General features: G+C 73.3%; 12 protein-coding genes. 6 read left to right on the forward strand and 6 right to left on the reverse strand.

The features are described 5' to 3' along the window. Positions 1-57 precede the first annotated feature (57 nt). The 3 genes from E0L36_RS20620 to E0L36_RS20630 all read left to right on the forward strand — a co-directional run bounded on the left by E0L36_RS20620 (position 58) and on the right by E0L36_RS20630 (position 1,625). Complete coding sequence (locus tag E0L36_RS20620; RefSeq protein ID WP_180930601.1) at positions 58-498, forward strand: hypothetical protein; 441 nt, start codon at positions 58-60, stop codon at positions 496-498. A gap of 155 nt (positions 499-653) precedes the next feature. Further along, positions 654-1,328 (forward strand): trans-aconitate 2-methyltransferase, encoded by a 675-nt coding sequence (locus tag E0L36_RS20625; RefSeq protein ID WP_180930602.1) that lies wholly within the window; start codon positions 654-656, stop codon positions 1,326-1,328. Between the two features lie 75 nt (positions 1,329-1,403). Beyond that, entirely contained in the window at positions 1,404-1,625 is a 222-nt protein-coding gene (locus E0L36_RS20630; protein ID WP_180930603.1) for a hypothetical protein, read from the forward strand. Positions 1,626-1,799: 174 nt separating this feature from the next. Here the strand turns inward: E0L36_RS20630 and E0L36_RS20635 are convergent, their stop codons facing one another. From E0L36_RS20635 to E0L36_RS20655, 5 genes are all read right to left on the reverse strand, one after another. Continuing rightward, positions 1,800-2,771, reverse strand: coding sequence for an aspartate/glutamate racemase family protein (locus tag E0L36_RS20635; RefSeq protein WP_180930604.1), 972 nt, complete (start codon positions 2,769-2,771; stop codon positions 1,800-1,802). Positions 2,772-2,839: 68 nt separating this feature from the next. Next, complete coding sequence (locus tag E0L36_RS20640; RefSeq protein WP_180930605.1) at positions 2,840-3,868, reverse strand: zinc-binding dehydrogenase; 1,029 nt, start codon at positions 3,866-3,868, stop codon at positions 2,840-2,842. A 229-nt stretch (positions 3,869-4,097) separates the two neighbouring features. Further along, positions 4,098-5,435, reverse strand: coding sequence for an MFS transporter (locus E0L36_RS20645; RefSeq protein WP_180930606.1), 1,338 nt, complete (start codon positions 5,433-5,435; stop codon positions 4,098-4,100). 414 nt (positions 5,436-5,849) lie between these two features. Continuing rightward, positions 5,850-6,212, reverse strand: coding sequence for a hypothetical protein (locus tag E0L36_RS20650; protein WP_308416850.1), 363 nt, complete (start codon positions 6,210-6,212; stop codon positions 5,850-5,852). Between the two features lie 70 nt (positions 6,213-6,282). Further along, entirely contained in the window at positions 6,283-7,155 is an 873-nt protein-coding gene (locus tag E0L36_RS20655; protein WP_180930607.1) for a LysR family transcriptional regulator, read from the reverse strand. A gap of 414 nt (positions 7,156-7,569) precedes the next feature. On the opposite strand from E0L36_RS20655, the gene E0L36_RS20660 reads away from it, so the two are divergent. Then, positions 7,570-8,316, forward strand: coding sequence for a GNAT family N-acetyltransferase (locus E0L36_RS20660; protein ID WP_308416851.1), 747 nt, complete (start codon positions 7,570-7,572; stop codon positions 8,314-8,316). A 210-nt stretch (positions 8,317-8,526) separates the two neighbouring features. Here E0L36_RS20660 and E0L36_RS20665 read toward each other — a convergent pair whose 3' ends face one another. Further along, positions 8,527-9,327: a TIGR03084 family metal-binding protein gene (locus E0L36_RS20665; protein WP_180930608.1), complete on the reverse strand. Its 801-nt coding sequence runs from the start codon at positions 9,325-9,327 to the stop codon at positions 8,527-8,529. Positions 9,328-9,733: 406 nt separating this feature from the next. On the opposite strand from E0L36_RS20665, the gene E0L36_RS20670 reads away from it, so the two are divergent. Both E0L36_RS20670 and E0L36_RS20675 read left to right on the forward strand, forming a co-directional pair. Continuing rightward, positions 9,734-10,675 (forward strand): AraC family transcriptional regulator, encoded by a 942-nt coding sequence (locus E0L36_RS20670; protein ID WP_180930609.1) that lies wholly within the window; start codon positions 9,734-9,736, stop codon positions 10,673-10,675. Between the two features lie 226 nt (positions 10,676-10,901). Next, positions 10,902-11,585, forward strand: a complete 684-nt coding sequence (locus E0L36_RS20675; RefSeq protein WP_180930610.1) for a dioxygenase — start codon at positions 10,902-10,904, stop codon at positions 11,583-11,585. Positions 11,586-11,995: the final 410 nt, after the last annotated feature.

An 11,995-nucleotide genomic window follows, 5' to 3' on the forward strand; every position in this document is an offset into this window, starting at 1 on the left:
GGTTCGAGTACGGGCCCGCTCCGGGTGGCAGGCCCCGACGACGTCACGGAGGACACCATGACAGCAGTAGTGGAGACCCACGTCCGCGACCCGCGAGCGTACGTGAAGCGCGACGTGTGGGACCGGGAGATCCGGCTCCTGATGCGGGATCACCCCGTGGACGAGGTGATGGCCAACCGGCTGTTCGGTGCGGCCGTCTCGTACCTCATCACCGCCATGGAGAAGTGGGGCCAGGGTCTGGAGATGTGCTGCGGTCGGCTGGTCGACCTGGCGGTTCACGTCTTCATCCTGGACACGAAGAACTACCGCGAGTTCTGCGCGGAGCACTTTGACGGGAAGTTCCTGGAGCACGTTCCGGAGATCGAGTTCAAGTACGACGGCTCGGTGGAGCGCACCGCACAGATCGTCGCGGACGCGGGCTTCGACGTGGACTGGAAGCTCTGGGAGCGCGACTACGGCAAGTGCGGGCCGTGCAGTCCGGGGTCGAACTGCCACTGATCTGAAACGGTCGAGCCCGGGGGCGTCGCGAACGCTCCCGGGCCTCTTCGCGTGCGTCCGGGTGAGGTGGTGTCATTCGACCACGCGCGGGAGGAAGCACCGATACCGTGCTCGGCTCAATGGACACCGGTCACTCCACCCTCCCGAGGAGCTTCATGTCCCACGCGCCCATGACACCGGCCGAGTACTGGGACAAGTACAAGCCCTACAAAGGCGAGGGCATCCAGCCGGCGCCGCGGGCCGAGCGGTTCGACTGGACGCAGTACGCCGGGCACGGGCCCGGTGCCGAAGTCCTCGGCCACCCCCGCGACGCGCTGGAGCTCGGGCCGGCGGAGGGCAAGGAAGCCGCCCACCTGGCCCATCGGGGCGTTGAGGTGACCGGGGTCGACTTCTCCTCCGTGCAGGTCGAGCGGGCCCGCGCCTGGTGGGCAGAGACCCCCGGGCTGTCGTTCGTCCGGGGCGAGGCGTGCGCCTACCTCTCATCGACCCCTGGGGAGTACGACGCGATCTACTCGGTATGGGGGGCCGTCTGGTTCACGGACCCCGAGGACCTGTTCCCGTGCGTCTTCAAGCGACTGGCCCCCGGCGGGGTCTTCGCGTTCTCGCAGGCCGAACCGGTCACCGGTTCCCACGGCCCGCAGCGGATGCGGGGCAAGTGGCTCGAAGGGCGGGAGCGCGAACTGACGGTACGGCGCTGGCAGTACGCCCCCGAGACGTGGGCGGACATCCTCAAGCGGCACGGCTTCACCGACGTGGACGCCCGTGTCCTCGATGCCCCGGAAGCGGGGAACCTGGGCACGCTCATGGTGCGCGCCCACATCCCCGCGTAAGACCGTCCGGAGGAGTCGCGGTCGGATCTGGACCGGGCGCATCGGGACCACCGGCTGCGTCACGCTGAGGCGCAGATGGTGCTGCCGGACTCGGTGGCCCCGGCCGCCAGTGCCGCCAACCACCGTCTCGGGTCGCTGTACGCCCTGGTGAAGCGTCTGGACGAGGGCACCGTGCGGGAGGGCGAGGACCTGTCCACCGGCTGGGAGGGTCTGGACGATCTGTGGTACCCCCTCTGGCGGATGCGGCGCGTCATGCGGATCGACCTCGGCATCACTACCCCCGAGCCGGAGGAGTAGGAGCCAAGGACCCAAGTGCGCGGTGGGGAGGGGGCGTTGGGGCGGCCTTCCGGCGGGTCCGGAGACGTGGGCCCGAGCCGCCCCACCCCCCACACGCCTCCGCTCCCGCCTCCGGCGCGTCCCGTTTCCCGGCGTGCCCCGTCCCGTTCCACGCCGTCTCGTACCGTTCGGTGGCTACGGGATCGTCGGCGGGCTGGGGTGGAGGAGCCGGACCTCGTGCGAGGCGACGTAGCGTCCCCGCACGTCCCCGAGGGCCACGCGGGCGGGTGTGGAGAAGAACTCCTCCTCCTGCGCGGTCACCGTGTCCAGGGACTCGAACTGCCGTATCCACACGAACTCCTCCGCGTCGTGCGGGTTGGTCCACGCGGCGGGCACGGTGATGCCCACCAGGTGGTGCAGCGGGACCAGGGTCCGGTGGAAGAAGGGCAGCCAGGCGTCCATCAGTCCCGGCCGGATGCGGTAGATCCGCAGTTGGGAGACGGCGGTGCCGCGCGGTGGCCGCGCGCCCGCGCGAGGCTGTCCGAGCGCGGTCCCGGCCTCCGCGACCGTGGCCGCCGGACTGGTCAACACGGGGACGTCCAGGTCGAGTTCGATGGCCGCTCCCGCCATGGACGCCTGCGCCAGCACCAGTACGTCGACCGAGGGGGCCAGCGTGGCGGCGGCCTCCCGGATGGCCTGGTCGTGCCCGGCCTGGTCGCCCGCCCGCAGCAGGTCGAAGGCGTCGGCGCAGAGCCGGTCCTCGACCTGGACGGTCCGTCCCTCCGCCGTCGCGGTGTCCTCGATGACGGCGCGGCTCGCGGCCCGGTTGCTCTCCAGCGTCGCGATGACCCCGACCCGTCGGTGGCGGACCGCCTGCCGGGCCATCGGCCGGTCGATCCGGATGACCGGCACGTCCCGGGTGGCGGCGACCACGTCGGTGGCCGGTCCCATCGTCGAGCAGGTGACCACGACGGCGGACGCGCCCTCGTCCAGGGCGGTGTCCACGTGGTGCTGGAGCCGCGTCACGGTGCGGTCGAAGTCCAGCCCGGGGACGGCGGTGGCCGTGCTGAGCAGGTCCTCGTCGACGAGGTGCCGGGTGGCCACTCCCGGCAGCGACGACGCCGCCAGGTCCTCGAAGACGGGCGCCAGCGCCGGGACGGTGTGCACGAACGCGAGCCTCGGCGGGGAGCCGGACCCCGGCCCGGCCGCGCCCGGAGGCGGGGGGACGGCGGCCGTCACGGCCGCACCATGACCTTTCCGGGCAGCCGCCGGACGGCGTCGAGCTGGTCCGGCAGTTCGTTCACCTTCACCGTGCCCTCCAGGAACGAGGCCAGGTCCACCTGGCCGGACAGCACCAGGTCCTGGAGCTTCTCCCAACTGCTCCAGATCCGCCGCCCGTAGACGCCCTTCCAGTTGAGGACGCGGAGGTTCACGTCCCGCGAGATGTTCACGGGGACGGGGCCGGAGGTGTGGCCGACCGAGATCAGGGTGGACTCCAGGCCGAGGGCCTCGAAGACCGTCTCGTAGGCGGGGGGCGCGCCGGACACCTCGAATCCGATCTCCGCGCCGCCCAGCGCCCCCGCGCGGCGGCAGTGCTCGACCAGGTCGCGCGCCTGCTCGGCGGAGTAGGTGACCGCCCCCTCCGCCGCCGCGCGCTCGCGGCGGGCCGCGTTGGGCTCCAGGACCAGCACCTCACCCACGCCGAGGGCGCGGAGTTCGGCGATGAGGAACAGCCCGACCGGGCCCGCGCCCGTGATGACCACGGTGCGGTCCTCGACGTTCCCGGCCTGCTCGATGGCGTGCATCGCCACCCCCGCGGACTCGAACAGCACCGCCTCCGGGCCGATGCCGTCCGCGAGGGCGAAGCAGGCGGACTCGGGCACGGCCACCCGGGGCGCGAAGGCACCGTCGCGGTTGACGCCGGGGATGGAGATGTGGAGGCAGTTGTGCCGTGCGTCCCGGCGGCAGGCCGCGCAATCGCCGCAGGACACGTGCGACTCCCCGGCTATCCGCTGCCCGGCGCGGACGGCGGTGACGCCCTCACCGACCCCGACGACGGTGCCGCAGTACTCGTGGCCCATCGTCAGCGGGAAGGGGCTGCCCCAGTTCGCGGCGCCCGGAGCCCAGTCGGCGAGGGTGTAGTCGGTGCCGCACACGGACGCCGACTCCACCTCGACGAGGACCTCGCCCGGGCCGGGGGACGGTTCGGGTACGTCGGCGACCTCGATGCCGGGGTGCGGGCCGGACTTGATCACAGCTTCCATGGTGGTGCCTTCCTTCGGGGGAGAGGGGGACGGGGGAGAGGACGGGACGGGGACAGGGACGGGGACTGGACGGGGACGGGGACGGGTGGTGTGGACGGTACGGGCGGGATTCCCGGGCGGACGGGGCCCGGTACGGGCGGGATTCCGGGCCGGGCTGGCCGTGGGCGCGGGGGGCGGAGGGACCGGGCCGGGGTCAGCGCGCCGCCGGGGCGGACGGCACGGGCGGGGCTCAGCGCGCCGCCGGGGCGGTGACGGGGGCCTCCTCGGTGGGCGGGGCGTCGTCGTCCTCCACGCCGTGGTTGGAGGCGAACCGGTTCCACCGGGTCTCCGGGAGCGTCGCCATCGACGCGATCCCGACGCCGTAGAGGACGGCCAGGACGCCCACGACGCTCCAGGTGGTGCCGGTCGTCGACAGCAGGAGAGCGGCGACGAACGGCGCGGTGGACCCGGCGATCAGGTTGTTGAGGGTGTAGACGGCGGCGTGGCCCGAGTAGCGCACCGCGGTGGGGAAGGGCTCCGCGAAGAACGCCGCCATCACCCCGACCGACAGGAACTGGCAGCCCTGGCTCAGGAGCATGGCCAGCAGCATCAGCGGGGTGTTCCGGGTGTCGAGCAGGGGGAAGAGCGCCAGCGAACCGCCCAGCGAGGCCGCCATGGTGCAGAACAGGACGCGCTTGCGGCCGAGGCGGTCGGAGAGCGAGCCGCCGAGCGGGATCAGCCCGAGACCGCACAGGTTCAGCGCGAGGACCAGACCGAAGGTGACGGAACTGGACATGTCCAGGTCGTTGCTGATGTACGCCAGCGCGTAGGTGCTCACGACGTAGCTGAGGAACGTGTTCGGCAGCCACACCAGGATGAGCCGGATGACGGTGCCACGCTGGGTCCGGAAGACCCGCGCCAGCGGGCGCCGAGTCCGGGCACCGACCTGGCTCGCCTCGATGAAGACCGGGGACTCCTCGACGTTCCTGCGGATGAAGTAGCCGACCACCGCGATCAGCGCACCCGCCACGAACGGCAGCCGCCAACCCCAGTCCTTGAGGGCGTCCTCACCGAGCGCGGCCGCCGCGGTGAGCATGAACACCGAGACGATCACCTGGCCGAGCGGATTGCCGAAGTTGACCATGGCGCCGTAGAAGCCGCGACGGCCGTCGGGCGCGTACTCCAGCGCCATCACCTGCGCGGAACTGGCCTCCCCGCCGAGGCAGAAGCCCTGGAGGAAGCGGAGCAGGACCAGCCCGACCGGTGCGGCGACGCCGATCGTCTCGTATCCGGGCAGGCAGGCTATCGCCAGGGACACCCCGCCCATCAGCATCAGCGACACCACCATCGCCTTCTTCCGGCCCGCGCTGTCGGCCATGCGCGCGAAGAAGGCGGCACCGAGCGGGCGGGCCAGGAAGCCGACACCGAACGTGGCGAACGACTGGATGACACCGATCGCGGGAGCGGAGTCGGGGAAGAACACGTGCGGGAAGACGACGCCGGCCAGCGCTCCGTAGAGCGCGAAGTCGAACCACTCAAGGGTCGTACCGACCGTGGTGGCGGTCAGCACCCGGCGATGTGAGGTCACGGGTTCAGCGGAACTCGTCATGGAGACACCACCAACAGGGCTGTGGGGACGGGGAGGGGAGGACCGCGCCGCACCGGGCGAGGGAGGCGAACCCTCGGACGTCCCCGCGCGGCGGGGTGAGCGCGGGACGCCGGATGGCGGGGCGGGCGCGAATCGGTGGGGATGGCGTGACGCGGCCATTGACGCGACGCGGTCGGTTACGCGTTGACGCGGTCACGTGGTGATGCGCCGCGGTCGGTGACGCGCTGCGGCGGGGTGCGGAGGCGTGGCGCGGCGGGTGGCGCGACGCGCTGCGATGTGGGGACGCGGTGCGGCGGGGGTGAGCGCGCCGCGTCGAACGGGGGGTCGGAGAGCGTGGAGCGGGGGAGTCGGGAAGCGGGGGAGTCGGGGAACGGGGAGAACCGGAGGTGCTGCTCAGTCCAGGTGCTCGACGGTGAGGAACTCCAGGGGGGTGTCCCCGTCGTTGACCAGGTCGTGCAGCAGGTAGGCACCGTCACGGAAGACGAAGTGCCGGGTGTCGCCCGCGCGGTAGCTCACCCTGCGGGTGGTGCCGTCGTCGACGTGCTGGACGGAGACGCCGTCGCGCAGCGCCGTCCAGAAGTAGTCGAGATCGTGCCGGTGGGCGGGTAGCCGTTCGCCGGGCGGCACCTCGATGTGCCAGACGCGCACCCGGTCTGTCTCGGACAGCACGGTCGAGCCGATGACCCGGTTGTAGGCGTTGTCCCGGAACTCCTGCTTCAGGCTCTCACTCCAGCCGCTGAAACCGGAGGCGATCACGTCGCCAGCCAGGTCAACGCCCTGAGATAGCCACTAGTTCTTGATTTATGGTGCTTCCGATAGCGACCAACTATCGCTTCTCGCACACCCTCCGCAGCATCGTGAGGAGGGACCGGCCCAGAACCGGAATCGGCGTCGGGGAGTAGAGGTACAGCTCCCGCAGCAGCGGCGTGGACATCGACCGGGCGAAGCGGCGGAACGGCGGCGGGACGGTGTTGTCCGGAACCAGGGCGGGACCGAGCCCGACCGTCGCCAGGCGTACGGCCACATCGGTCTGCCGGGTCGAGGCGGCCCCCTCCGGGGCGATGCCCGCCGCCGCGAACACCTCGTCGAGCGTGCTCGACAGCCCGTGCTCCCGGTCGTAGCGCACCCACGGCCGGTCCCCGAGCGTCGCGATGTCGACCGTCGCCGCGTCCAGCAGCGGATCGCCCTCCGGCAGGACGACGACGAACTCCTCGGTGCCGACGAACTCCGTCACCTCGAACACGGCGGTCGGCTTCGGCCCCACGGCGAAGTCGTGCAGACCCTGGAGCGTCGACCGCTCCAGCTCCTGCGAACTGCGGTACTCGTGCAGGTAGGCGTGTGCTTCGGGATGGCGCCCGCGCCAGGTCAGCAACGCGGGCGGGACGAGCCCGGCGGCGACCGACAGGACCGTGGCGAACCGCACGTCCCCCTGCTCGCCACCGAGTGCCAGGCTCGCCGACCGCTTGGCCCGCTCCGCCGCGGCCAGGGTCCGCCGCGCCTCCCGGAGGAACACCCGGCCCGCGGGCGTCAGCGTGACCCCGCGGGGCTGCCGGTGCAACAAGGCGCCGCCGACCTCCCGCTCCAGCGCCGCGATCTGGTTGGACAGGGACGGCTGCGCCACGAAGAGCGTCTCCGCCGCCCGGCGCATCGACCCCAGGTCGGCGATCGCCACGAAGTACTCAAGCTGGCGCAGTCTCATGGTTCCGCTCCATCGCCCGCAGACGGCGCCGCGCCCCGGATCGGGCGGCGGCACGAGTGGCGGCCGGTGCCTCCGGTCCCCGGGCTGCCACGACCGGCCGGGCCGGTGGCCGGTACCGGCGTCCCCCGGCACTCAGCCGGAACGATACCGGCGGCCCCTCGCGACAGGCCCCGATGGCGGCCCCCGTGACGGCGGCCCCGGGGTGGCGCCCGCGATGGCGGCGCGCGGAACCGGCGGACCGTCGGCGTCCTGGGCGCCGCCTCCGCCCGTCCGGGTGCCGCCGCGTGCCGCCACACCGGCACCCCATCCCGCCGCGCGTGGCCACCCCCTTCACCGGCGATGCCCCGGCCCGAGGGCGGGTGGGAGTGGGATGGCGACAATGGGCGGATGTGGGTGGTGAGGTGTCCGGAGGCGGTGACGCCGTCCGGCTTGCGCGCGCAGGTGCGGCGGCTGCAACGGGAGGTCTGGCCGGAGCCCGGGGGTGAGGAACCACCGGGCGGGGACGTGGCGCCCGTGCACGACCCCGCGCTGGCACCCCGCTCGATGCTGCTCGTGGAGCCCGAACGGGCCCTGGAGCCCGCCGATTCGGTGGAGCCCGCCGATTCGGTGGGGTCCGCGGGTTCGGTGGGGTCCGCGGGTTCGGTGGGCTCCGGGGCCTCGGTGACTTTCCGGGGTTCGGTGGACGTGAGTGAGGGCGCGGGCGCTGACGGGGCCGGTGGCGTGGCCGGGTCCGCGGTGCCCGTCGGCGGGCGGGTGGTGGCGGCGCTGGACGTGCTGACCACCACGTTCACGCACGACGGCCGCCGCTTTCTGGCGGGCGGCCTGAGCACCGTCGTCACGGCGCGGGCCGAGCGCGGCCGGGGATACGGCGGCCGACTGGTGGCCGCCGCGCGGCGGGAGATGGCCGCTTCCGCGCTCGACCTGGGCCTGTTCACCTGCGACCGGCCACTCCAGGGCTTCTACGAGCGGGCGGGCTGGGAGCCGCTGCCCGGCACGGTCCTGCTGGGCGGCACCCCCCTCGCGCCGTTCCCCAGCGACCAGCCGGGCTTCGACAAGGTGACGATGGCGGGCTTCTTCTCGGCGGCGGCGCGCCGCTCCCGGAGCAGCTTCGCGCACGCCCGCGTCGCGCTGTACCCGGGGTCGATCGACCGCCTCTGGTGACCCCCCGTCTCCAATCTCCGTCCGCGCGGCCTGTGTTCGGGGTTCGGTGCGCCGCCAGGGGGGAGCCTCCCGGCGTGCGCCGCCGGGTGTGCCCGGTCGGGTGTGAGCCGCCGGGCTGGGTCGCAGGGTCGGGGGCGCCGGATGTGAGCGGGGAGTGGCGCCCGGCGGGATGACGGGGGCGTCGGGCCGTGAACCAGCGCCCGGTGGCGGTCAGTTGCCAGCGGCGTCGGCGGAGGGGGCGCGGCCGGGGCCGGGTGGACCGGCGAAGGACTGGGCGATGCCGAGCCACCGCTCCGCCTCGTCGCCCTCCGCCCGGACGTCGGTGTCCGCGCGGTGCGTTCGCTGGGTGACCAGGCGGCAGAAGTCGTACGCGGGGCCGGTCACTCGCTGTGTGGCCTCCTCCGGCCCGTGGGCCCACAACTCGCCGTCGGGGCCCGTGATTTCGACGCGGAACGGCTGCGGGGGCGGCGTCAGCCCGTGTGCCGCGTACGCGAAGTCGCGGGTGCGCACGCCGATGTGGACGACGTGGCGCAGGCGGCGCGTCACGGGGCGGCGCAGGCCGAAGGTGTCGGCGATGTCCTCGCCGTGCGCCCAGGTCTCCATCAGCCTGCCGGTGGCCACCGAGGTGGGGCTCATCGGCGGGCCGTACCACGGCATGCGCTGGCCGGGCGGGTAGGTGGCGAGGACGTCCAGCAGTTCGGCCCGACCGGCGCGCCAGCCGCGCAGCAGTCCGTCCACCGGGAGCCGGGCGCCCGCCTCTGCCGCCTCGTCGACGAAGGTGTCCGGGGAGGCGATGGCGCGCTCCACGGCCCGCTGGAAGGCGTCGGTGTCGCGGGCCGCCATCAGCGACTGCTGGTCGGTCCAGGCGAGATGGGCGACCTGGTGGGCCACGCTCCAGCCCGGCGCGGCGGTGGGACGCCGCCAGTCGTCGCGGTCGAGTCCGGCCACCAGCGTGTCCAACTCGGCGCCCTCGGCGCGCAGATCGTCGAGTACGGGCTTCGGGTCAGCCACCGGTCTCCTCCACCTTCCACCTCCTGTGGCGCGCCGTCGCGTGACGGGCGGCCGGGGCCGCCGGAGCGCGCCCGGGCGGCGGTCGTCGCGGGCGGTCTCCGGACGTCCAGAGGGTGACATCCCAGGCCAGGAGGGGCAACCGTCCCACCTGCCCCATCCGTCGCCCGGTGCCGGGGCGCTCAGGCGGGCCGCCGAGCCGTCACCGCGTCCCGTCATTGGTCCGCACCATCGACGGGTAGACGTATGGGGCCGGGGTAGGGAAGCGCTGACCCGTACCCCGGGACGACGCACACGGACCCGGACGCACACGGAACCCGGACGGGCACGGGACCCGGGCGGGCACGGGCCGGGTGGCGCACGTGCGGCGGGAGGCCCGCGTCACGGCGGTGGACGAAGCGGAGGAGCCATGGTCGAGCTGGTCGGCGACGTACTGGAACGCTGGCACACCACGGTGCCGCTGCACCGGCTGGACGTACCGGCACCGCACGTACTCCCCTTCGCCATCGGCTCGTTCGAGACGCTGGGGCCGATGTCCCGCGCCGACTTCCCGCACCGGCACACCTTCTACGAGATCGTCCACGTCACCGGCGGCCGGGGACGCCACGTCGTCGACCTGCGCGGCTGGCCGCTCGCACCACCCCAACTCTGCGTCATCGCCCCCGGACAGGTGCACTTCTGGAACGAGGTACGCGATCTGACCGGCTGGGTCCTGGTGTTCGACGACGCCTTCCTGCTGGCCCACCCCGGCGACCGCGAACTGCTCCACGCCCTCGGCGGGCGCCTCACTCCCCGGCTGACCGGCCGGAGCGCCGTGGACATCGCGGAGGTCGTGACCCGCATCCGCCGCGAATACGCCGAGCGGCGACCGGAGATGGTGTCGGTACTCCAGGCGTACCTGCACGTCCTGCTGGTCCTCGCGTCCCGGCTGCCCGCCCCCGCCGAGGCCGTCGACGCCGCCGGACCCGTGCCCGGGCCACTCCCCGGGGCGGGCCTCGCGACACCGGCCGACGCGGGGCGCGGCGACGCCGACCTCGCCCACCGCTTCACCAGCTCGCTGGGCCGTCCAGGCGCCGCCGCCGAACGCTCCGTCGGCGCCTGGGCCGCCGAACTCGGCGTCTCCACCGGCAGGTTGCACGAAGCGGTGAAGGCGGCCACCGGACGCACTCCGGGCCAGCTCATCCGGCACGCCCAGGTACTCGAAGCCAAACGGTTGCTGAGCAGTACCGAGCTGACCGTCGCCCGGGTCGGACGCGAGGTCGGGTTCGAGGACGCCGCGTACTTCTGCCGCTTCTTCCGCCGCGAAGTAGGCGTCAGCCCAGGCGAGTTCCGCCGCGCCTCCGCGACCTGACACCGGCGGCGGCCGCCCGCCGCAGGAAAACACCACGGTGCCGGTGCTCTGTCCATCGACGGTGCCGAGCCGTCCGCATAGCGTCAGTTCCGCTTCCAGGCGGTGCCGCCCCCGCCACCGGTGCGCAGGTCACCGGTGGTCGGACCGTGCGCCGCTCCGCGTCCGGCCGGTCGCGCTCTCAACACGCCACACCACCCCACAACGTCACGACGCCAAGGAGAGCACCGTGGAAGGCGAGAAGACCCCGGAGACCCCGGAACACGCCAGCACCCCGGCGACCCCGGACCCCGCACCCGGCCGCTCGGACATCACCCGCAAGAGCGTGCTGCGCGCCGCCGTGTTCGCGGCCCCCGCCGCCGTGCTGCTGGGCAGCGGAGTGCCCGCGCTCGCCAGAGAACGCGTGGGGGAAAAGCGAACCCTCGACCCCACCCCCACCTGCGACGACGGAGACGACCCGACGCCGCCGCAGATGGAAGGCCCGTACTTCAAGCCGAACTCCCCCGAGCGGTCGGACATCTCGGAGGGCGGCGGCACCCCGATGACGCTGACCGGCCTGGTCTACGGCGTCAACTGCCAGCCACTCGCGGACGTTCTGCTGGACTTCTGGCAGGCCGACCCGCAGGGCAACTACGACAACGTCGGATACCGGTTCCGTGGCCACCAGTTCACCTCGGCGGACGGCGGCTTCCAGCTGACCACCGTCGTCCCCGGTCTCTATCCGGGCCGCACCCGGCACCTGCACGTCAAGGTGCAGGCCCCGGGGCAGCCCATCCTGACAACCCAGCTGTACTTCCCCGGCGAGCCCGGCAACGGCAGCGACCCGATCTACGACGCGCGGCTGTTGATGGACGTCACCAACAACGGCGGCTCCGTGGACGCGGCCTTCGACTTCGTCCTGAACGTGGGATGAGTCCAACCGCCGCTCGTCCGGGGACGGGTCACGCACCGGACCCGTTCACCCCCAACTCACCGTGACCCGGCCTGACATGGGTCGGCCTGCCAGGAGTTGCCCTGACATGGCCTGACCCGGGCTGGCACGGCCCGGGTCGCGCGCTCGGCCCGGGCGGAGCCCGGCCACACGCACCCGCCTCGGGGCTCGGCCCCGTCGCTCACCCGGGTTGCCAGACCCGGGGGTCCGGCCCGTGGGGACGGGAAGGCCGGACCTGGCCGCATCCGGCCAGGTCCGGCCGGTGAACCGAGGGGTGGGTGAACCCCGGGGGACGGATGGGTCCGGGGGATGGGCGGGCCCGGGGGGATGGCTGGGGGAGCAGCCCGGTGTGCGGAGTCCGCCCGAGGACCGGTGCCCCGGGGGCGTGGCGG

The sequence above is a fragment of the Streptomyces sp. AJS327 genome (assembly GCF_013450295.1).
Classification (GTDB): domain Bacteria; phylum Actinomycetota; class Actinomycetes; order Streptomycetales; family Streptomycetaceae; genus Streptomyces.

Bases quoted from the DNA above. Each gene is read 5' to 3' on its own strand.
- E0L36_RS20620 (WP_180930601.1), top strand. From the start codon at position 58: ATGACAGCAGTAGTGGAGACCCACGTCCGCGACCCGCGAGCGTACGTG.
- E0L36_RS20625 (WP_180930602.1), top strand. From the start codon at position 654: ATGTCCCACGCGCCCATGACACCGGCCGAGTACTGGGACAAGTACAAG.
- E0L36_RS20630 (WP_180930603.1), top strand. From the start codon at position 1,404: ATGGTGCTGCCGGACTCGGTGGCCCCGGCCGCCAGTGCCGCCAACCAC.
- E0L36_RS20640 (WP_180930605.1), bottom strand. From the start codon at position 3,868: ATGGAAGCTGTGATCAAGTCCGGCCCGCACCCCGGCATCGAGGTCGCC.
- E0L36_RS20655 (WP_180930607.1), bottom strand. From the start codon at position 7,155: ATGAGACTGCGCCAGCTTGAGTACTTCGTGGCGATCGCCGACCTGGGG.
- E0L36_RS20670 (WP_180930609.1), top strand. From the start codon at position 9,734: ATGGTCGAGCTGGTCGGCGACGTACTGGAACGCTGGCACACCACGGTG.